This is a genomic window from Streptomyces griseochromogenes (assembly GCF_001542625.1).
GTDB lineage: Bacteria > Actinomycetota > Actinomycetes > Streptomycetales > Streptomycetaceae > Streptomyces > Streptomyces griseochromogenes.
Window position 1 is genome coordinate 10236364 of sequence record NZ_CP016279.1, and the last position, 21094, is coordinate 10257457.

The 21094-nt window shown below is 70.7% G+C and carries 17 protein-coding genes; 8 read left to right on the forward strand and 9 right to left on the reverse strand.

The features are described 5' to 3' along the window. Positions 1–67: 67 nt before the first annotated feature. Positions 68–2881 carry an FAD-binding and (Fe-S)-binding domain-containing protein gene (locus AVL59_RS44650; protein WP_067315886.1) on the reverse strand — a complete coding sequence of 938 codons (2814 nt, stop codon included), beginning with the start codon at positions 2879–2881 and terminating at the stop codon, positions 68–70. A gap of 157 nt (positions 2882–3038) precedes the next feature. Between AVL59_RS44650 and serC the strand changes: the two genes are divergently transcribed. After that, entirely contained in the window at positions 3039–4157 is a 1119-nt protein-coding gene (serC, locus tag AVL59_RS44655; protein WP_067315889.1) for a phosphoserine transaminase, read from the forward strand. Between the two features lie 78 nt (positions 4158–4235). Here the strand turns inward: serC and AVL59_RS44660 are convergent, their stop codons facing one another. Beyond that, positions 4236–5231, reverse strand: coding sequence for a hypothetical protein (locus AVL59_RS44660; protein WP_067315892.1), 996 nt, complete (start codon positions 5229–5231; stop codon positions 4236–4238). A gap of 88 nt (positions 5232–5319) precedes the next feature. Here AVL59_RS44660 and AVL59_RS44665 point away from each other — a divergent pair, with 88 nt between their 5' ends. The 3 genes from AVL59_RS44665 to AVL59_RS44675 all read left to right on the forward strand — a co-directional run bounded on the left by AVL59_RS44665 (position 5320) and on the right by AVL59_RS44675 (position 7721). Beyond that, the gene (locus AVL59_RS44665; RefSeq protein ID WP_067315894.1) at positions 5320–6003 is read left to right on the forward strand and encodes an SGNH/GDSL hydrolase family protein; all 684 of its coding nucleotides are present in this window, start codon (positions 5320–5322) and stop codon (positions 6001–6003) included. Positions 6004–6091: 88 nt separating this feature from the next. Then, positions 6092–6685, forward strand: coding sequence for a Uma2 family endonuclease (locus AVL59_RS44670; protein WP_067315897.1), 594 nt, complete (start codon positions 6092–6094; stop codon positions 6683–6685). A 43-nt stretch (positions 6686–6728) separates the two neighbouring features. Further along, positions 6729–7721, forward strand: a complete 993-nt coding sequence (locus AVL59_RS44675) for an aldo/keto reductase (RefSeq protein WP_067315900.1) — start codon at positions 6729–6731, stop codon at positions 7719–7721. Between the two features lie 216 nt (positions 7722–7937). Here AVL59_RS44675 and thpR read toward each other — a convergent pair whose 3' ends face one another. Further along, positions 7938–8510, reverse strand: coding sequence for an RNA 2',3'-cyclic phosphodiesterase (gene thpR / locus AVL59_RS44680; RefSeq protein WP_067315903.1), 573 nt, complete (start codon positions 8508–8510; stop codon positions 7938–7940). Between the two features lie 39 nt (positions 8511–8549). On the opposite strand from thpR, the gene AVL59_RS44685 reads away from it, so the two are divergent. Next, complete coding sequence (locus AVL59_RS44685; RefSeq protein WP_067315905.1) at positions 8550–9074, forward strand: GNAT family N-acetyltransferase; 525 nt, start codon at positions 8550–8552, stop codon at positions 9072–9074. 25 nt (positions 9075–9099) lie between these two features. Here AVL59_RS44685 and AVL59_RS44690 read toward each other — a convergent pair whose 3' ends face one another. Next, positions 9100–10443, reverse strand: coding sequence for an MFS transporter (locus AVL59_RS44690; RefSeq protein ID WP_308281859.1), 1344 nt, complete (start codon positions 10441–10443; stop codon positions 9100–9102). 26 nt (positions 10444–10469) lie between these two features. Continuing rightward, a complete protein-coding gene (locus AVL59_RS44695; protein WP_067315911.1) occupies positions 10470–10907 on the reverse strand; it encodes a MarR family winged helix-turn-helix transcriptional regulator in 438 nt (145 codons plus the stop codon). 155 nt (positions 10908–11062) lie between these two features. Between AVL59_RS44695 and AVL59_RS44700 the strand changes: the two genes are divergently transcribed. Then, positions 11063–11245 carry a ribbon-helix-helix protein, CopG family gene (locus AVL59_RS44700; protein ID WP_067318520.1) on the forward strand — a complete coding sequence of 61 codons (183 nt, stop codon included), beginning with the start codon at positions 11063–11065 and terminating at the stop codon, positions 11243–11245. Between the two features lie 4 nt (positions 11246–11249). On the opposite strand, the gene AVL59_RS44705 is transcribed toward AVL59_RS44700, so the two are convergent. Beyond that, positions 11250–12701: an NCS2 family permease gene (locus AVL59_RS44705; protein WP_067315914.1), complete on the reverse strand. Its 1452-nt coding sequence runs from the start codon at positions 12699–12701 to the stop codon at positions 11250–11252. Positions 12702–12852: 151 nt separating this feature from the next. On the opposite strand from AVL59_RS44705, the gene AVL59_RS44710 reads away from it, so the two are divergent. Both AVL59_RS44710 and AVL59_RS44715 read left to right on the forward strand, forming a co-directional pair. Further along, the gene (locus tag AVL59_RS44710; protein ID WP_067315916.1) at positions 12853–13113 is read left to right on the forward strand and encodes a DUF2530 domain-containing protein; all 261 of its coding nucleotides are present in this window, start codon (positions 12853–12855) and stop codon (positions 13111–13113) included. An 81-nt stretch (positions 13114–13194) separates the two neighbouring features. Further along, on the forward strand, positions 13195–15591 hold the full coding sequence (locus tag AVL59_RS44715; RefSeq protein ID WP_067315919.1) for an HAD-IC family P-type ATPase: 2397 nt from the start codon (positions 13195–13197) through the stop codon (positions 15589–15591). Positions 15592–15602: 11 nt separating this feature from the next. Here AVL59_RS44715 and AVL59_RS44720 read toward each other — a convergent pair whose 3' ends face one another. The 3 genes from AVL59_RS44720 to AVL59_RS44730 all read right to left on the reverse strand — a co-directional run bounded on the left by AVL59_RS44720 (position 15603) and on the right by AVL59_RS44730 (position 20740). Further along, positions 15603–16436 carry a hypothetical protein gene (locus tag AVL59_RS44720; RefSeq protein WP_067315922.1) on the reverse strand — a complete coding sequence of 278 codons (834 nt, stop codon included), beginning with the start codon at positions 16434–16436 and terminating at the stop codon, positions 15603–15605. Between the two features lie 195 nt (positions 16437–16631). Next, the gene (locus tag AVL59_RS44725; protein ID WP_067315925.1) at positions 16632–17411 is read right to left on the reverse strand and encodes a calcium-binding protein; all 780 of its coding nucleotides are present in this window, start codon (positions 17409–17411) and stop codon (positions 16632–16634) included. Between the two features lie 200 nt (positions 17412–17611). Further along, entirely contained in the window at positions 17612–20740 is a 3129-nt protein-coding gene (locus AVL59_RS44730) for a sacsin N-terminal ATP-binding-like domain-containing protein (RefSeq protein ID WP_067315928.1), read from the reverse strand. Between the last annotated feature and the right edge of the window lie 354 nt (positions 20741–21094).

Consider the following 21094-nt stretch of genomic DNA (forward strand, 5'->3'; position numbering starts at 1 on the left):
GACGACTGGTCACTCCCGAGTCTACGGATGCCCCGTCAACTGCCCTTTTCGCATGCGGGAACACCTCTCAGCTCCCCTTTTCCTTCTGCAACCCCTCCGCCAGCACCTCCGCCAGATGCCGCCCCCGCACCCCCGCCAGCTGCTCCAGCTGCGTCCGGCACGAGAAGCCGTCCGCCAGGATCACCGTCCCCTCGGCCGCGTCCCGCACCGAAGGCAGCAGCTGTTCCTCGGCACACGCCTTCGACACCTCGAAGTGCCCCGCCTCGAAGCCGAAGTTGCCCGCGAGGCCGCAGCAGCCGCCGCTCAGCTCGCCGGTCAGGCCCGCGGACTCGCGCAGTGCGCGGTCGGCGGTGTCGCCGAGGACCGCGTGCTGATGACAGTGGGTCTGCCCGACGACCGGACGGTCCACGGCGGGCGGGGTCCAGTCGGGCGCGTGCCGCCGCAGTGCCTCGGCGAACGTGAGGACCGCCGAGGCCAGCCGGGCCGCGCGCGGGTCGTCGTGCAGCAGCTCCGGGAGGTCGCCGCGGAGGGCCGCCGCACAGCTCGGCTCCAGGACGACGACCGGAGCGCCTTCGCGCAGCACCGGTTCCATCAGGTCCAGCGTGCGGCGCAGCACCGCGCGGGCCCGGTCGAGCTGGCCCGTGGAGACATAGGTCAGGCCACAGCAGACCTGCCCGCCCGACGGCCGGGACGGCGGGGGCACCACTCTGAGCCCGGCGTCCTCCAGCACCCGTACGGCCGCCTGCCCGACCGAGGGCGAGAGGTGCTCGGTGAAGGTGTCGGGCCACAGGACGAGCGGCTCTCCCGTGGTGCGCCGCTTCCGCCGCCGCCACCAGCGGCTGAACGTCTCCGGCGCCACCCGGGGGATCTCCCGCTCCGGCGCGATCCCGCCCAGCCGCTTCCCCGCCCGCGCGAACAGCCCCACGGCCGCGAGCCTGTTGAGCAGCGGGGCGGTGCGGGTCCGTGCCACCCAGCGCAGCCACACCGGCAGCCGGCCCATCGAGTAGTGGGCGGCCGGGCGGCGCCGTCCCGCGTAGTGATGGTGCAGGAACTCGGCCTTGTAGGTGGCCATGTCGACGCCGACCGGGCAGTCCGAGCGGCAGCCCTTGCAGGACAGGCACAGGTCCAGCGCCTCCCGGACCTCCGCCGAGCGCCAGCCGTCCGTGACCAGCTCGCCGGCCAGCATCTCGTGCAGCAGCCGGGCCCGCCCGCGCGTGGAGTGCTCCTCCTCCCCGGTCACCCGGAAGGAGGGACACATCACGGCCGGCCCGGCCGCCGTGCTCGTACGGCACTTGGCGACGCCGACGCAGCGGCGGACGGCCGCGCGGAAGTCGCCGCCGTCCGCCGGATAGCCGAAGGCCACGTCCACCGGACGGCGGGGCAGGACGGAGAAGCGCAGGTCGGCGTCGAGCGGGGCCGGGCGGACCAGCATGCCGGGGTTGAGCAGGTCGTCGGGGTCCCAGACCGCCTTGGCCCGCTCGAAGAGCCGTACCGTCTCGTCGCCGTACATGCGCGGCAACAGCTCCGCGCGGGCCTGTCCGTCGCCGTGCTCCCCGGACAGCGAGCCGCCGTGGGCGACGACCAGGTCGGCGAGTTCCTCGGAGAAGCGCCGGAAGCGGCCGATGCCCGCCTCGGTGAGCAGGTCGAAGTCGATGCGGACGTGGATGCAGCCGTCCCCGAAATGGCCGTACGGCGTGCCGCGCAGGCCGTGGGCGGCGAGCAGGGCACGGAAGTCCCGCAGATACGGGCCGAGCCGGGCGGGCGGCACCGCGCAGTCCTCCCAGCCGGGCCAGGCCTCGGTGCCGTCGGGCATACGCGTCGCCGTACCGCTCGCGTCCTCGCGGATGCGCCACAGGGCCCGCTGGGCCGCCGCGTCCGTCACCACGAGGGAGTCGACGACGTCGGCCGCGCGGACGATCGCCTCCGCACGCGCCCGTGCCTCGGCGACCGTCTCCCCGCCGGTCTCCACGAACAGCCAGGCGCCCCCCTTCGGCAGCCCGGCCGGCGAGCGCACCAGGTCGGCCGCCATGCCCTCCACCGTCAGCGGGCCGAGCGGCAGAAGCCCGGCGGCGGCCTCGGCGGCGCCGCTCTCGTCGCCGTACCCCAGCACCGCGAGGGCACGCGCGCGTGGCGCCTCCACCAGCCCTACGACCGCCTCGGTCAGGATCCCGAGGGTGCCCTCCGAGCCGCAGAAGGAGCGGGCGACATCGGCGCCCTTCTCGGGCAGCAGGGCGTCGAGGGCGTATCCGGAGATGCGGCGGGGCAGATCCGGGAAGCCGGTGCGCAGACGGGCCAGGTCGCCCTCCACCAGGGCGCGCAGCCCGTCCGGGGCACCGGCCCAGTCCCGGCCGAGCCGCAGCCGCTGCCCGCGCGCGGTGATGACGGACAGCTCCCGCACACTGTCGGCCGTGGTCCCCCAGGCGACCGAATGCGAGCCGCACGAGTTGTTGCCGATCATTCCGCCGAGCGTGCAGCGGCCGTGGGTGGACGGGTCGGGGCCGAAGCGCAGACCGTGCGGGGCGGCGGCCTCCTGGAGGCGGTCGAGGACGAGCCCCGGCTGGACGACGGCCGTGCGCGTGCCCGGGTCCAGCTCCAGCAGCCCGTTCATGTGCCGGGTGAAGTCCAGCACCACGCCCGTGCCGGTCGCCTGCCCCGCGATCGACGTGCCTCCGCCGCGCGCCACCACCGGCACCCCGCGCGCCCGGCACACCTCCAGCACCGCCGCGACGTCGTCCGCGTCCCGCGGGGCCACCACCCCCACCGGGACACGCCGGTAGTTGGACGCGTCCATGGTCACGAGCGCCCGGGCGGTGACATCGAAGCCGACCTCACCCCGGACGACCCCGCGCAGCTCCGTCTCAAGGCCCGAGAGATCCGTCATGCGTCAAGGATGCATCCGATCACACACAGTCACCAGAAGTTTTCCACAGTCCCGCACATATCGTCGTACAACCTCACAGGGTCCAGGACTCGGCGATCTCGTCTCATCGGACGGACATGGTTCCGTCCCGTTTCGTCTAGCGGATACCCTCCGACTCGTGGCCGACATCCAGATTCCCGCTGACATCAAGCCCGCCGACGGACGCTTCGGCGCAGGCCCCTCCAAGGTGCGCACCCAGGCGCTCGACGCGCTCGCCGCCACCGGAACCTCCCTGCTCGGCACCTCCCACCGCCAGGCCCCCGTCAAGAACCTGGTGGGCCAGGTCCGCGAAGGCATCAGCTCCCTGTTCTCCCTCCCCGAGGGCTACGAGGTCATCCTCGGCAACGGCGGCTCCACCGCCTTCTGGGACATCGCCACCCACGGACTGATCGACAACAAGTCCCAGCACCTCAACTTCGGCGAGTTCTCCTCCAAGTTCGCCAAGGCAGCCAAGCTCGCCCCGTGGCTGGCCGAGCCCACCGTCATCTCCTCGGACCCGGGCACCCACCCCGACACGCAGGCCGAGGCGGGCGTCGACGTCTACGCCCTCACCCACAACGAGACCTCCACCGGTGTCGCCATGCCGATCAAGCGCGTGGCCGGTGCCGACCAGGGCTCCCTCGTCCTGGTGGACGCCACCTCCGGCGCCGGCGGCCTGCCCGTCGACATCGCCGAGACCGACGTCTACTACTTCGCCCCGCAGAAGTCCTTCGCCTCCGACGGCGGCCTGTGGATCGGCATCTTCTCCCCCGCCGCCATCGAGCGCGCCGAACGCGTCCACGCGTCCGGCCGCCACGTCCCGGAGTTCTTCTCGCTGCCCACCGCGATCGACAACTCCCGCAAGAACCAGACGTACAACACCCCGGCCCTGGCCACCCTCTTCCTGCTGAACCAGCAGCTGGAGTGGCTCAACGGCCAGGGCGGCCTGGCCTTCTCCACCGCCCGTACGAAGGACTCCTCGACCCGCCTGTACACCTGGGCGGAGGAATCCAAGTACGCCACCCCGTTCGTCACCGACCCGGCCAAGCGCTCCCAGGTCATCGGCACGATCGACTTCTCCGACGAGATCGACGCCGCCGCCGTCGCCAAGGTCCTGCGCGCCAACGGCATCGTCGACACCGAGCCCTACCGCAAGCTCGGCCGCAACCAGCTGCGCATCGCCATGTTCCCGGCGATCGACCCGGCCGACGTCGAGGCCCTGACGAAGTGCGTCGATCACGTGATCGAGAAGCTGTAGTCGTTCTCCCCCGACACTCAGGGCGCCCGGTGCCGACACCGGGCGCCCTCTTGTTCGTTCGGCTCCGCGGTGAGGCCTTCAGCCCCGTCGCCGCAACCGCCGCACCCCGAGGCCGGCAGCGATCCCGATCGCGGCGAAGGCGGCGACGACCGCGCCGGTCTTGAAACCCCCGCCGAAGGTGGCGCTGTTGCCCACGCCCGTGGCGGAACTGCCCCCTCCCGAGGGCACCTTGCCCGAAGACGCCCCCTCCGGTGCGTCCTCCGCCTGCACCGAACTGTCGGCCCCCTCACTGCCGTACATCAGCTTGGTGCCGTCCGGTGAGTACGAGACGGACTCCCCCTGCCCCTGCAGGGGGACGTCGAGGCGCCCTTCCCGTTTGATCCGCCCGCCGTTCCAGTCGTAGTAGATGCCGCCGAAGTACCCCCGTACGGCGAGCTGTCGGCCGTTCGGCGAGAAGGCCGCGTCGGTGGCCCAGAGGTCGACGGTGGCGACGGGCCTGAAGATGTTCGCGCCGGAAGCGGACAGGGTCGCGGGCCCCTCGTACAGATGCCCGCCGTCCTCCTTCTTGTCGATGATGTACACGCGCCCGGTCTTCGGATGGACGAGGAGCGACTCGGCGTCCCTCGGCCCGTTCGCGTACTTCACGACGTACTGCGTGGCGCTGACCGTCTGGTTCTTGAGCACCTTCGGCTCGGGCAGCCGGTAGATCCACACGTACGGCCACTTGCCGCCGAGGTTGTCGCCGATGTCTCCGACGTAGATCTGGTGGTCCGGCCCGATGGAGATGGCCTCGACATCGCGCGGGGAACCGATTCCGCGCAGGGTCACCGTGGCGACGGTCTTTCCCGTCCGGCTGTCCACGGCGTAGATGTACGGCCCGTCGTCGCTGTCGTTGTGCGTCCAGTAGATGCCGGGGTGCAGCGTGGAGGCGGCCAGGCCGCTGGACTCGGTGATCCTCGGGTCCTTGATGGTGAACCCCTGATCACCGGTACTGCCACCGTCGGCGGCGGATGCGGGCAGCGCACAGGCACCCGCGAGCAGGACCCCGGCGAGCAGGGCGAACGGTCGACGCATGCGTCAAGCCTGCCATTCCTCGCGGGGGTTTACGGGGCGTGGCGGGCCTCACACCCCACACGCGCGCGTGATCGTCCATCATGAGCGGATGCTCAGGTTCATGCCCGTAGGTGACTCCATGACGATCGGGAGTACGGGCGAACACACGTGGCGTTACCGGCTGTGGCGGCATCTGTGCGAGGCGTACGACGGCCCGTTCACGTTCGTCGGCCCGCGCGAGGAGCTGTACGACAAGCACGCCGAGGCGCCCACGTCGTACGCCTACGCCGAGCCGGACTTCCCCCGCTCGCACCTGGCAGGCTGGGGCGAGGGATGGCTGCACATGGCTCCGCTGATCGGCGAGGCGATACGGGAACACCGGCCCGGCGTCCTGCTCGTCTCCCTCGGCCTGATCGACCTGGGCTTCTACACGAACGCCGAGCAGACGGCGGAGAATGTACGGGCCTTCGTCGCGGCCGCCCGGGAAGCATCGCCGCGCATCCGCATGGTCCTGCTCCCGGTGATCCCGAACATCCGCGCCCACGCTGACGCGCCCTTCGCCGAGCAGGTGGACCGGTTCAACGTCCTGCTCGCCAAGGCCGTGGCCGACCTGGACGAGCCCCGCTCGCCGATCCTGCTGGCGTCGCCGCCCGAGTCGTACGACATCCACGCCGACACCTACGACGGCACGCATCCCAACGCGAGCGGGGAGCACCGGATCGCGGGGGCGTTCGCGGGGGCGATGTACGAGGCGTGGGGGGTCGGACAGGCGTACATGGCTGGAACGGACTGACCTGATTCCGGCGCCTCCCCGTCACTGTACGTATCGTTGTACTGCGCGGCTGCACTCGTGCGTGGGGCAGCCGGGGAGGAGCGCCACGATGACCGTCCTTGAAGACAGGATCGAGATGGCCGACGCCGACGCCGACACCAAGGGCTTGGACGAGTGGTTCGAGCGCCTTGAGCGGATGCCCGTCCCCGAAGGATTCCGGGTCGAGATCGTCGGGGGCAACGTTTTTATGACGCCGCAGCGCGACACGCATTGGATGGTCATCCGCGAGTTCCTCTGGGCCGTCGAGGACAGGTTCGGGAGGAGTGTCAGGGTGTTCTCGGATGTCCGCATCGACTTCCCGGGCTACCAGAACGGCTTCTGCCCGGACATCGCCATGCTCAAGGACTCGGCGAAGAAAGACGACAAGGGCCACTGGCGGTACCAGGACGTCGAGTTCGTCGCAGAGGTCATCTCCCAGGGAACGGCCCAGAACGACTACGGCCCGAAGAAGATCGCCTACGCCGAGGCCGAGGTCCCCGTCTATGTCATCGCCGATCCCTACCAGGGCCGCTGCTACGTCTACACCGACCCCAAGGACGGCGACTACGAGAACAGGACGCCGGTGGATTTCGGCACCGACATCGACCTGACCGGCACCGTGGTCGACCTCGTCCTCGAAACCGACGACTTCCCCCGCGACTGAGTTGCTTGCCTAGAGCCCACTCCAAGCCGTTGGCTAATGGACCATGAAGTACACACAGCTAGGACGCACGGGACTCAAGGTCAGCCGACTCGTCCTCGGCACCATGAACTTCGGCCCGCAGACCGACGAAGCCGGCAGTCACGCGATCATGGACGCGGCGCTGGACGCGGGCATCAACTTCTTCGACACCGCGAACGTGTACGGGTGGGGTGAGAACAAGGGGCGGACCGAGTCCATCATCGGGAACTGGTTCGCCAAGGGCGGCGACCGGCGCGACAAGGTCGTCCTCGCCACCAAGATGTACGGCAACATGGCCGGCGACGGCGAGCCCTGGCCCAACCACGACAAGCTCTCCGCGCTCAACATCCGACGGGCCGTGGACGCCAGCCTCAAGCGGCTGCAGACCGACCACATCGACCTGTACCAGTTCCACCACATCGACCGGAACACTCCCTTCGAGGAGATCTGGCAGGCGATCGACGTACTGATCCAGCAGGGCAAGATCCTCTACGTCGGCTCCTCCAACTTCCCGGGCTACAAGATCGCCCAGGCCAACGAGATCGCCGCCCGCCGAGGCGGCACCATCGGGCTCGTCAGCGAGCAGTGCCTGTACAACCTGGCCGAGCGCCGTGCCGAGATGGAGGTCATCCCGGCCGCGCAGGACTACGGCCTCGGGGTCATCGCATGGTCGCCGCTGAACGGCGGCCTGCTCGGCGGCGTGATCAAGAAGGAGGTGCAGGGCGTGCGCCGCGCCTCCGGCCGGGCCGCCGACGCCCTCGCCGATCCCGCCTCCCGCGCGCAGATCCAGGCGTACGAGGACCTGCTCGACAAGCACGGCGTGGAGCCCGGCGAGGCCGCCCTGGCCTGGCTGCTCACCCGCCCCGGCGTGACCGGCCCGATCGTCGGCCCGCGCACGGCAGAGCAGCTGGAGTCCGCGCTGCGGGCGGTCGAGCTGCGGCTGAGCGAGGAGCTGCTGTCCGGGCTGGACGAGATCTTCCCGGGTCCGGGCCCGTCCCCGGAGGCCTTCGCCTGGTAGCGCCACGACAGGGGCGACGGGGCCGCATTCGATGTGCGGCCCCGCCGCGTGGGCGCGACCGGCCAGGAACGGCTCGCGGCCGACGTACGAGGCCACAGTTCCCCAGCCCGGCCGGGGAACTACCTGAGCGCCGCCGACACGGCAACCACCACGAACATCAGCACAAGCACACCGGCCATGATCCGGTTCCGGGTTTTCGGGTCCACGTACCCGAGCCTAACCGGCCCCGCCGAGCGCCCAGCGGGCGACCGTCTCGTACCGGGGCTGCTCGCCGGGCACCCCGGATCTGGGCAGGTTGCTGCGCACCAGGGCGAGGTCGCCCACCGTCCAGGTGCGGCTCACGAAGGTTTTCAGGGCCTCGACGTACGGCCGTACGTTCACCGAGTCCCGGGCGCGTGCCACCGTCAGATGGGCCAGATAGCGACGGTGCTCCCCCATCGGCACACCGGACTTCACCGCCGCCGCCTCCGTACGATCGGCCAGCAGCCGCATGGCCGGCAGGTCCCCGTCGGCGCCCACCCACAGCACTTGCCCGTGCCCGAACTGCCCGCCGCCCCGCAGGGCCAGCGGGAAGGGGGACGTACGGTGGGCCGCGCGGCCCAGGCGGGTCGACAGGTCCGGCACGACGGCATCGTCGACCTCGCCGTAGAAGGCCAGCGTGAAGTGCCAGCCGGGGCGGTTGGTCCAGCGCAGGTTCTCCGCGCCGGGCAGCCTCTTCAGCTTCGCGACCTCGGCGGCCAGCTCATGGACGACATCCTCCGGGGGCAGCACGGCGGCGAAGAGTCTCATGCCTTCACCTTGGCAGACACCGGTCGGCATGATGGGCCCATGACGATCAACATCCGAAAGGCCGGCCCGGACGACATCCCCGTGATACTCGGCATGTTCGACAGCGCCGTTCAGTGGCTGGTCTCGCAGGGGCGCACCCGGCAGTGGGGCACCACGCCCTGGTCGGAGAACCCCAGGGCGGTGGCCATGATCACCCGGTACGTCACCGAGGGCAGCCCGTACATCGCCGAGTACGACGGTGTCCCGGCCGCCACGCTCACCCTCACCGACGCGCCCGGTGAGTATCTGGAACCCGCCGACGAGCCCGAGCGGTTCATCCACATCCTCGCCTCGGACCGCCGCTTCAAGGGCCTCGGCACCGGTGCCGCCCTGCTCGCCCACGCGGTCGAGGAGACCCGGAAGGCCGGGATCTCGCTCCTGCGCGTCGACTGCTACGCGGGCGACGACGGCAAGCTGGTCGCCTTCTACGAGAACAACGGCTTCATCCCGGCCGAGTCCTTCACCGTCGCCGTGCCCGGCGACGACACATGGCCGGGGCAGGTGCTGGCCCGGAGGGTCCGGTAGCAGACCCCCCGGGGGCGGGGACGGCTCAGGCCGCCGTGGCCAGCCGCTCCCGGTCCCGCGGGACGAACCGCACCCGCGGGTGGCCGCGGTGCCAGCCCACCGACAGGCGCAGCCCGCCGACGCGGACCAGGACCAGGCCGATGGTGGCGGCCGCGGCGACGGAGACGATGCCGCCGAGGGCGAAGCCGACCCGGGGGCCGTAGGTGTCGGTGATCCAGCCGACGACCGGGGCACCGAGCGGCGTACCGCCCATGAAGACCATCATGAACAGGGCCATGACCCGGCCGCGCATGGCCGGATCGGTGGCCATCTGCACGGCGGTGTTCGCGGTGACGTTGACCGTCAGGCCGAAGATCCCGATGGGGACCATGAGCAGCGCGAACAGCCAGTACGACGGCGCGAGCGCGGCCACGATCTCCAGCGTGCCGAAGGCCATCGCCGCGGCGGTCAGGATGCGCAGACGGGCCGTGCCGCGTCTGGCGGCCAGCAGGGCGCCGCACAGGGAGCCGGCGGCGATCAGCGTGTTGAACAGGCTGTAGCCGCCCGCACCGGCGTGGAAGACGTCGTCGGCGTAGGCCGACAGCCACACCGGGAAGTTGAAGCCGAACGTGCCGATGAATCCGACGAGGACGATCGGCCAGATCAGCTCCGGGCGGCCGGCGACATAGCGCAGGCCCTCGCGCAGCTGGCCCTTGCCACGCGGGGCTCGCTCGACCACGTGCAGCTCACGGGCGCGCATCAGCAGCAGGCCGGCGATGGGGGCGACGAAGGACAGGCCGTTGAAGAGGAACGCCCAGCCGGTGCCCACGCCCGTGATCAGGACGCCTGCGACGGCGGGGCCGACCAGGCGGGCGGACTGGAAGTTCGCCGAGTTCAGGCTGACCGCGTTCTGCAGCTGCTTCGGGCCGACCATCTCGGAGACGAAGGACTGCCGGGCCGGGTTGTCGACCACCGTGGCGAGGCCGACGGCGAGGGCGGCGACGTAGACGTGCCAGACCCGGACGTCCCCGGAGAGGGTCAGGAAGGCGAGCGCCAGGCCCGTGACGGCCATGGACGCCTGGGTGACCAGCAGCGTGGGGCGCTTGGGCAGCCGGTCGACGAGGACGCCGCCGTAGAGGCCGAGCAGCAGCATCGGCAGAAACTGCAGGGCCGTCGTGATGCCGACGGCCGCGGAGGAGCCGGTGAGGCTGAGTACGAGCCAGTCCTGGGCGATGCGCTGCATCCAGGTGCCGGTGTTGGAGACGACCTGGCCGATGAAGAAGAGGCGGTAGTTCCTGATCTTCAGCGAGCTGAACATCGAGGACTTGCGGGAGGTGGGGGTAGTAGGTATCGGTGCGGGGGCGGAAGGTGCTCCGGGTCCCGTACTCAAAAGGTTCGCCTCCTTGGCGACGGTTTCTACAGGTGCGCGAGCTTCTCCAGCACGGGGGCGGCGGCGCGCAGTTTGGCCCACTCGTCCTCGTCGAGGCCCTCGACCAGGCCGGCCAGGAACGCGTTGCGCTTGCGGCGGCTCTCCTCGAGCATCGCCTCGGCCTCTTCGGTCCTGCTGACGACCTTCTGGCGCCGGTCCTCGGGGTGCGGCTCCAGACGGACCAGGCCCTTGGCTTCGAGCAGCGCCACGATGCGGGTCATCGACGGCGGCTGGACGTGCTCCTTGCGGGCCAGCTCACCCGGGGTGGCCTGGCCGCAGCGGGAGAGGGTGCCGAGCACCGACATCTCGGTCGGGCTCAGCGACTCGTCGACCCGCTGGTGCTTGAGTCGGCGGGACAGCCGCATCACGGAGGAGCGGAGGGCGTTCACGGCGGCAGCGTCGTCGCCATGGGTAAGGTCCGGCATGTTCTTTAGAGTAACTCATTACCCTCTCTAAGGACCACCGGAAATGCGCCTACAGGCCCGTGACCCTGGCCACGGGACCCAGATATCACTCATATGGGTGATCCACACGTGGAACGTGACGCATCGGCCAGATAAGTACAGCGACCCTCGTGTCCATGGGGACCAGCGTGCTCAGCCTGCGCATGGACGGGGAGCTGCTCGAAAGGCTCCGCCGTCACGCGGCGAAAAGAGGAATGAGCGTGCAGGACTATGTGGTCCGCACGCTCATTCGGGACGACTTCGACCAGCGATTCCAGACCGCCGTCGAGGAGACGGAGAAGTTCTACGGGGTCACCTGAGGCCTCAGGTGAGTCCCAGGGCCGGCATCAGGTAGTAGAAGAGGAAGACCGCCGAGACGACGTACATCGGGACCGGGATCTCACGGCCCCGCCCCGCGGCCAGGCGCAGCACCACGAAGGTGATGAAGCCCATGCCGATGCCGTTCGTGATCGAGTACGTGAACGGCATCATCAGCATGGTCACGAAGGCGGGGATCGCGATGGTGTAGTCCGCCCAGTCGATCTCCTTGACGGAGTTCGACAGGATCAGGAAGCCCACCGTGATCAGAGCCGGCGTGGCCGCCTGGGACGGGACCATGGTGGCGACCGGCGTGAGGAAGAGGGCCACCGCGAAGAGGGCGCCCGTGACGACGTTCGCGAAACCCGTGCGCGCGCCCTCGCCGACACCCGCCGTGGACTCCACGAACGCGGTGGTGGCCGAGGAGGAGCTGGCGCCGCCCGCCGCGACCGCGAGGCCGTCGACGAACAGGACCTTGTTGATGCCCGGCATATAGCCCTGGGCGTCGGTCAGCTTGGCCTCGTCGCTGACGCCCATGATCGTGCCCATCGCGTCGAAGAAGCACGACAGAAGGACGGTGAAGACGAAGAGGATCCCCGTCAGGATGCCGACCTTGGAGAAGCCGCCGAACAGGCTGACCTGGCCGATCAGGCCGAAGTCGGGGGTGGCGACCGGGTTGCCCGGCCACTTCGGGACGGTCAGGCCCCAGGTGGAGACGGTGGCCACCGAGTTGATGATCAGCGCAAGGACCGTCATCCCGACGATGGAGATCAGGATCGCTCCCGACACCTTGCGCACGATCAGCGCGAAGGTGAGCAGCGCGCCCAGGATGAAGATCAGCACCGGCCAGCCGTCGAGGTGGCCGGTGGCGCCGAGCTGCAGCGGGACGGTCGTCTGGGCGGCGTCCGGGATACGGGTGACGAAGCCGGAGTCGACCAGGCCGATCAGCATGATGAACAGGCCGATACCGATGGAGATGGCCTTGCGCAGGCCGAACGGCACCGCGTTCATCACGCGCTCGCGCAGACCCGTGGCGACCAGCAGCATGACCACGAAACCGGCCAGCACGACCATGCCCATGGCGTCGGGCCAGGACATGCGGGGCGCGAGCTGGAGCGCGACGACCGAGTTCACGCCGAGACCGGCGGCGAGCGCGATCGGCACATTGCCGATGACACCCATCAGGAGCGTGGCGAACGCCGCCGTCAGGGCGGTCGCCGTGACCAGCTGGCCGTTGTCCAGATGGTGCCCGTACATGTCCTTCGCGCTGCCGAGGATGATCGGGTTCAGCACGATGATGTACGCCATCGCGAAGAAGGTGGCGAAACCGCCACGGATCTCGCGGGCCAGGCTGCTGCCGCGCTCGGAGATCTTGAAGTAGCGGTCGAGGGCGCCGTAGGCGGGCTCGCCACCCGGCTGTTCGGGGGCGGGGACCTTGGCGGGTGCCGGGGTGGACATGCGGGACCTCATCACCGACAGGGTTCCCCCGAGCCCTGTTGGAGTTTCATACGATCAGAAGTGGCCGAAGACAAACGGTTTCAGTATGAACGTATGAGTGTTAGATCGCTATCTCCGCGCGTAGATATGTCAGACCCTTAAGCTGTGCCCCATGGCTAAGTGGACCCCCAAGCACGACGCGCCGGAGCCTCTGGAAGGCCCCGTGGTCGCCACCATCACCGGCGGCACGGTCGTGTGGTTCGTCCTCTTCCTGGTCCAGCTCCCCTTCTACGGCTGGTTCGCCGACCACGACCACACCTGGTGGCTGTGGACCTGCCTGGCCGGAGGCGGGCTGGGGCTCATCGGTGTCTGGTACGTCCGCAGGCGGGACGCGGCGATCAAGCGGGCCGCTTCGCTGGAGTCGGCGGAATAGCTCCGTCGACCGACGGGACGACCGGGGGCTCCGCCCCGGTCGGGTGGGCGGGCGGGCGAGTCCGCACGTACCGTCGAATCCATGAGCCATATAGACGCGGGTGCTGAACTCGACCCTGTGCACCCCGTGGCGCTCCCCGAGCACCCGTCGGCGGGATTGACCGGCGCCGAAGTCGCGGAGCGAGTGGCGCGCGGACAGGTCAACGACGTGCCGGTGCGCAGCAGCCGCTCCCTGGGCGAGATCGTCCGCGCGAACGTCTTCACCCGGTTCAACGCGATCATCGGCGTCCTGTGGCTGATCATGCTGTTCGTCGCACCGATCCAGGACAGCCTCTTCGGCTTCGTGATCCTCGCCAACACCGGCATCGGCATCGTGCAGGAGTGGCGCGCGAAGCAGACCCTCGACTCGCTCGCCGTGATCGGCGAGTCCCGGCCGACCGTCCGCCGCGACGGGAACGCCACCGAGGTGGCCACGAACGAGATCGTCCTGGACGACCTCATAGAGATAGGCCCGGGCGACAAGATCGTCGTGGACGGGGTGTGCGCCGAGGCCGACGGTCTGGAGATCGACGAGTCGCTGCTCACCGGTGAGGCCGACCCCGTCGTCAAACACCCCGGCGGCCAGGTGATGTCCGGCAGCTTCGTGGTCGCGGGCGGCGGCGCGTTCCGGGCGACCAAGGTGGGCCGCGAGGCGTACGCCGCCCAGCTCGCCGAGGATGCCTCCCGCTTCACCCTCGTCCACTCCGAGCTGCGCTCCGGCATCTCCACGATCCTCAAGTACGTGACGTGGATGATGGTCCCGGCCGCGATCGGCCTGGTCGTCACCCAGCTCGTCGTCAAGAACGACGACCTGAAGGACGCGGTCGCCCGCACGGTCGGCGGCATCGTCCCGATGGTCCCGGAGGGGCTGGTGCTCCTCACCTCCGTGGCCTTCGCGATCGGTGTCATCCGGCTGGGCCGCAAACAGTGCCTGGTGCAGGAGCTGCCGGCCATCGAGGGCCTCGCCCGCGTCGACACCGTCTGCCTGGACAAGACCGGCACGCTCACCGAGGGCGGCATGGACGTCACCGAGCTCAGGACGCTGGACGGGGTCGACGAGACGTACGTACGCAAGGCGCTCGGTGCGCTCGGCGAGTCCGACCCGCGCCCCAACGCCTCCCTCCAGGCGATCATCGACGCCTGCCCGGACAGCGAGGAGTGGCGCTGCATCGAGTCGCTGCCCTTCTCCTCCGCCCGCAAGTACAGCGGCGCCGCCTTCAGCGAGGGCGACGGCGAGGCCAGCACCTGGCTGCTGGGCGCCCCCGACGTCCTGCTCGGCGCCGACGACCCGGCCCTGGCCGAAACCGAGCGCCTCAACGAACAGGGCCTGCGGGTCCTACTCCTCGCCCGCGCCACCCGCGACCTGGACGACCCCGAACCGGCCCGGGGCGCCCGCCCCACCGCTCTGGTGGTGCTGGAGCAGCGGCTGCGGCCCGACGCCGCCGACACCCTGCGCTACTTCGCGGAACAGAACGTCCGCGCCAAGGTCATCTCCGGCGACAACGCGGTGTCCGTCGGCGCGGTCGCCGACAAGCTGGGCCTGTCCGGTACGGCGGTGGACGCGCGTCGGCTGCCCGGCGACCGGGAGGGCATGGCGGGGGCGCTGGACGAGGGGACCGTGTTCGGGCGGGTCACCCCGCAGCAGAAGCGGGACATGGTCGGCGCGCTGCAGTCGAAGGGGCACACGGTCGCGATGACCGGCGACGGTGTGAACGACGTGCTCGCCCTCAAGGACGCGGACATCGGCGTCTCGATGGGCTCGGGCTCGGAGGCGACCCGAGCGGTCGCGCAGATCGTCCTGCTGAACAACAGCTTCGCCACGCTGCCCTCGGTGGTCGCCGAGGGCCGCCGGGTGATCGGCAACATCACGCGGGTGGCCACGCTGTTCCTGGTCAAGACGGTCTATTCGGTGCTGCTGGCGCTCCTGGTGGTGTGCTGGCAGGTCGAATACCCCTTCCTGCCCCGCCACCTGACCCTGCTGTCCACCCTCACCATCGGTGTCCCGGCCTTCTTCCTGGCTCTCGCGCCCAACAAGGAACGGGCCAGACCCCACTTCGTGCGCACGGTCATGCGCTACTCGATCCCGGGCGGGGTGGTGGCCGGGGTGGCGACCTTCGTGACGTACCTGATCGCCCGGAACCACTACGCCGGGCCGGGCTCCCTGGACGCGGAGACCAGCGCGGCGACCCTGACCCTGTTCCTGGTCTCCATGTGGGTCCTGGCGATCATCGCCCGCCCCTACACCTGGTGGCGCCTCACCCTGGTGGCGTCGATGGGCGTGGCATTCGTGTTCGTCCTCGCGGTGCCCTCGCTCCAGAACTTCTTCGCGCTGAAGCTCATCGGGGTCACGATGCCGTGGACCGCGGTAGCCATCGCCGTGGTGGCGGCGGCCGCCCTGGAGTTCCTCTGGAAATGGGTCGACCGCCGGTTCCCGGTGTGAGGCTGTAAGGGCTACTGCACGTCGACGAAGTCACCCGTGGCGTTGACCGCCGGGGTGGTCGAGGTGCCCGCGAAGCTGAAGCGCCAGTAGCCGTCGTAGTTCGCGGTGGTGGTGGTCTTCAGGTTGCCGTACGAGTCCGTGTACACCGTCTTGACGGTGGTGTACGTGGTCGTGCCGTACTTGCGGAACTGGAGCTTGACCGGCTGGTTGGTGTAGCCGTGGTACTGGTTGTCGTCCCAGTTGGCGCGGGACAGCTTGCCCGTCACCGTGAGGGTCTTGCCCTTGGCGATGGGCTCCGGGCCCGCGTCCACCGTCAGCTTGGAGTAGCGCTGGACCAGGGTGGAGCCGAGGCCGCCCTGGTCCTTGTAGCCCACCTTGCTCAGGTCGGAGGGGTTCTGCTGGTCCTGACCGTTGAAGGCGACCGCCTCGGCCGCCACGCCCCAGGTACCGGCGTCCGCGCTCTTCGGGTCGGGGTCGGTCGGGTAGATGTCGACCGTGCCCGTGCAGGTGGCGGTGGTGGACGAGGTGGCGGTGCAGGTCGCCGGGTTGTCGCCGTACAGCTCGGTGGTCTCGGTGTCGTAGGAGCCCTTGTAGAGGAAGGCGTCCGTGTAGAAGTCGCTCGCGGTGATGTCCACGTCCGAGCCGTGGGTGAGCGTGTACGAGTAGGTCGTGCTGACCTTATTGGTCGAGCCAACCTTGATCGCGCCTGCGATCGTGACGTTCGAGAAGCTGACGTTCAGGGTGTACGGCGTGCCGCTCGTCCCGGTGGCGTGCGCGGCCGGCACGGCGAGGGAGGAGAGGGCCAGGGCGCCGGAGACGGCGGCCACGGTGGCACGTATGCGCATGTGTTCCCCTGGAGGGAGAAGTGATCGTGGAGTCGGTTGACTCAAGCGATCAGATCCGCGAGGGGGGTGGCGGGTTGTACGGCAAGATCGATTCTCGGCCACATTTTGACCGTGCATTACCGGCCCGTGACGGAAGTGAGAGGAAACGTTCCGGCCGCCGGAAGCGCATGCTCCCGACGGCTGGAACGGCCCTGTTCACCTCACGTCGACGAAGTCACCCGCGGCGCTGACCGCCGGGGTCGTGGAGTCGCCCGCGAAGGCGAAGCGGTAGTAGCCGTCGGCCGACGCGGTCGTCGTGGTCTTCAGGTTGCCCCTGGAGTCCGCCCTGACCGTCTTCAGCGTGGTGTAGGTGCTGGAGCCGTTCTTGCGGAACTGGAGCTTGACCGACTGGCCGCTGTAGCCGGAGTACTTGGCCGCGTCCCAGTTGGCCCGGGTCAGGGCACCGGTGACGGTGAGGGTCTTGCCCTTCTTCACCGGCTCCGGGGCGGCGTCGGCCGTCAGCTTGGACAGACGCTGGGCCTGGAAGGTCTTGGCGTTGTCCCGCTGGACGTAGTTGGTGTCCCTGGCCCGGGCGATCGCCCAGACCTTCCACGTGCCGGCCACCTTGTTGACGAGGTTGGCGCCGGCCTTCAGCGTGTAGGTCGCCGTGCAGGTCGACTTGGTGGCGCTGACCACCGTGCACTTGGACCGGTGGTCGCCGGTGTTGGCGACCGCACCGCTGTCGGACTCGTCGATGTTCGGGCCGTGGTACAGGATCGCCTGCGCCCACTCGACACCCCCGTCGTCCGTCACGGTGAAGGACACGGAGAAGGTCTTGCTCCCGGTCGCGCCGACGACGACGGGCTTGCCGCCGTTGACCACGACGTTCGAGATCTTGGTGTCGCCGCGGCCCGCGTCGGCGTGGGCGGCCGGAATGGCGAGGGCGGAGAGGGCCAGGGCGCCGGATACGGCGGCCACGGTGGCACGGAAGCGCATGTACGTTCCCCCGGTGGAGAAGGATGGACACGGGGTCCAGATGGTCATGGGAGCCGATCGGCTCCCATGATCAGACCGTCGAGGCCGCCGAGTGGTTGTACGTGTGTTCGGATGAATCCGGCCGACCACGGACCCGGACACCCGGCTCACGTGACCTACCGCACGTCGACGAAGTCGCCCGGGGGTGGGACGCGTCGAGATCAGTCGAACCAGCGGTCTCGGGCGAGTTCCTCCGTCCGTGACGGGTCCTCCAGCAGGGCCGCCACCTCGAAGCGGCGCGGCCACTGGCCGGCCGCCCAGGCCAGACCGGCGGCGACGCCCTCCAGGGTGGCCGCGTGCAGAACGCCGTCGCCGGTCAGCCGCCAGTCGATCTCCACGCCGTCCACGACCAGTTCCTCGTGCTCGACATAGGTGTCCGGGGTGCGCGGACCGAGCAGCGCCCGCACCGGCTCCGGTACGTCGTGCTCGGCGCCCTCGGAGTGCACCTCGCCGGTGACGGACTCGCTCAGCCGCCGCACCTGGAACAGCTCGGCCAGCTCGGCGGCCCGGGACGGCCGCACGGGCAGCAGCGGGACGCCGGAGGTGAACGGCAGCAGATCGGGCGAGTCGACCACCACGGCGTCGGAGGCGTCCACGACCTCCACCCGCCCGTCGGCCACGGCCCGCAGCTCGTCCGGGAGGGTCACCTGCTCGGGGTCCAGCTCGGCCAGCGCGCCGTACAGCCCGTGCAGCTGGGCCGAGGTGACCGGCCGCTCGGGGTCGGCGAGGCGGTCCAGCAGCTCGGCACCGCCACCGGGCTCGTCCAGCAGGGCGGCGACGGAGGTCCGCACCCCCAGGGCGTGCAGCACCTGCTCGTCCTCGAAGCCGGTGGCGTCGGCCTCGTCGTACAGGCCGCGCAGCAGCGGGTCCCCGCCGGCCGCGAGCAGACCGGCGGGCCGCCGCCCGTCCAGGACGGGGTGCCCGCGCAACCACCAGGCCGTGTACGGCCGTACGACCTCGTGGGTGCCGTCGGGCAGCAGGATGCGCACCGGCTGGGTGAGGGCGTCGCGCAGCGGCGGCCGGGCGAGCAGGGAGAGGGCCTCGGGCCAGTGGTCGTCGTCCACCAGGTCGAGGTCTCGTACGGCGACCAGCTCGGTGGCGACCGGAGGCACCGGGCTGTCCGGGAAGCGGTCGAGGACGTCCTCGCACCACACGTCCACGGCGTCCAGCAGCCCCGCGTCGTCCGGCTCGGCGAAGTCGCCTTCCCTGGGCTCCAGTTCGTCCGGATCGAGAACGACGTCCGTGGCCCGGACGAGCGCGAAGTCCGCGAGGACACCACAGGCGGTGAGCGGTTGTTCACCCCATTTCGCGGCCAGCTCACCGTCCACGGCCGCCAGTTCACCCTCGCGGATCACCCGGGCGAAGGCGCTGCCGGGAAAGACCAGCTCGCCCGCCGGTGCGAGCTCACCGTCCTCGTCGGGCAGGGCGAGGGCGCCCAGCCAGGGCTCGTCACCGGGTTCCAGACCCGCGTCGCGCACCAGGGCGAGGACGGTGTCGGCCAGCTCCTCCGCGTCCGGTGCGTCCTCCTCCCACAGCACGCCGCCCTCGTCGTCCAGTGAGGCGGCCACCGCGGCCCGCACCTGCGGGGTGGTCAGCACCGCGCGCGGGGTCGCGGGCAGCGCGCCCAGCTTCTCCAGCAGCGGGTGGGCGGCGTCCTCGTGGGCGACCTTGAGCCCGAGCCGGCCGAGCACGTCGGGGTGGATGAGGGCGGCGTCCGGGCTGGGCAGCATGACCTGCCGGGGCCCGATGGTGGTCCGCCCGTCGGCGAGCGGCACGGGCAGCCCCGACAGCCGGTCGGGGTCGACCCCGGCGAGGCTGTCGTAGAGCCGCCACCACCAGTCCGGGTCCTTCTCCAGACCGGCGAGCCGGTCGACGACGTCGGCGAGCGGAAGCCGGGCGACCCCGAGGGTGCGCAGCTCGACGCGCCGTTCGAGCCCGGCGGGGAGCAGGGTCGGCAGCACCTCCGCGAGAACCCGTACGGTGTCCGCTCCCGCGCCCTCCACCACTTCGGCGTCCCGCGGCCGCAGCGCCTCCGGAAGCTCCACGTCCCCCTTGGGCTCGACGGCCGGGGGCAGGAAGGCGGTACGTGGCAGCCGCTCCAGAACGGCCTGGCGCAGCGCGCCGTCCAGCTCGCCCTTGCCCAGCGGCCCCGGTACGAGGTCGATGACGCCGTCGCTCACCGGGCGCCACTGTGCGAGCAGTTCCGTGTAGGCGTCCGCCGCCCGCTGGACCAGGAAGTCGGTCAGCGGGCCGGGGGCCGCGTGCCGGCGGGTGGTGTCCAGCGGGAAGGACCCGATGAGGAGCGCGGGTACGCCGAGGGGCTCGTCGCTCGGGGTGGGCGCGTGCACGACGGCGGTGGTGCGCGGCCGGACCGGCCGCCCGTCGGCATCCGCCGGCACGGCCCAGGTGACCGACCAGTGCGGGCGCAGACGCTCCTCGACCGGGCGATCGGCGAGCAGGTCCGGGGTGAGCGGCCCGTGGGCGGAGACGGTACGCCAGCGGGTGGCGCCCTCCCGCGAGTCCTCCACGACGGTGAAGGTGCCCTCGGTACGGCGGCGCAGCGTGCGCGGGGCATCGCCGTCGACCTCCACCACCACTTCCTCCAGCCCCGGCAGGGCGAGGAGCAGGGCGTCGTCGACGGCGGTGAGGAGGCGCTCGGCGAGGTCGGCGGCGGCCGTGTCGCGCAGGGGCAGGATCACGGCGGTGTCGTACGGCTCCGGGGCGGAACCCTCGGCGGCGAAGGGCAGCCGGAGGAGGGGCACGTGCCCGTCACGGCGCCGGATCTCGTCCCCCAGCCCGGGGCTGTGCCGGGCGGTGTCTCCGGCCAGCTCACGCGCCTCGGCCAGCGACCACCGGACCCCGCCGTGGCGTCCGACGATGGCGGGCTCGTCGGTGACGGCGATGACGGCGGCGAACCCGACCCCGAACCGGCCGACGGCGCCGTGGGTGTCCTGCGCGTCCCGCTTGGCCGAGGCACGCAGGGTGGACAGCGACTCGACACCGGCCGCGTCCAGCGGGGCGCCGGTGTTCGCGGCGACCAGCACACCGTCGCGGAGGGTGAGCCGCAAGCGTCCCGGCGTCTTCGCCCGTGCGGCGGCATCGGCGGCGTTCTGGGCCAGCTCGACGACCAGCCGGTCCCGGTAGCCACCGAGGACCAGGTCCTCCTCGGCGTTGGCGTCCTCGCGGAACCGGGCGGGGCTGGTGGCCCAGGCGTCGAGGACACCGCGGCGAAGACGGGCGCTGCCGAAGGGGTCGGCGCCCTCGGCGGCCGGCCGCACGTACTTGCTCACGTTCACTCTCCCTGTCGACGTGAGGACGAAGGTACAGCGCGGGCGGCCACGAGACCGAAGGGAGAGGTCAGGCCTTCGGGGGTGGTCGTTGACGGCGGCGCGCCAAGGGCCGTGGACACGCCAGGAGCGGTGGGTACGGCGCGGCCCGCGGGCGCGAAGCCCCTGCCCACCGCGAGCCGCCCGGCCCGCCCGACGCGCGGGCCGGACGCGAACGCGGCCCGTGCAAGGGACCACCCCCGGCAGGCCGGGTCAGGGCGCGCTCTCCTTCTCGTCGAGGCGCTCGCCGGCCCTGGTCGTACCGGAATCCGCGGAATCGCGCCGCGGCGCGGTGGTGCCCAACTGGGTCGGCGTGGC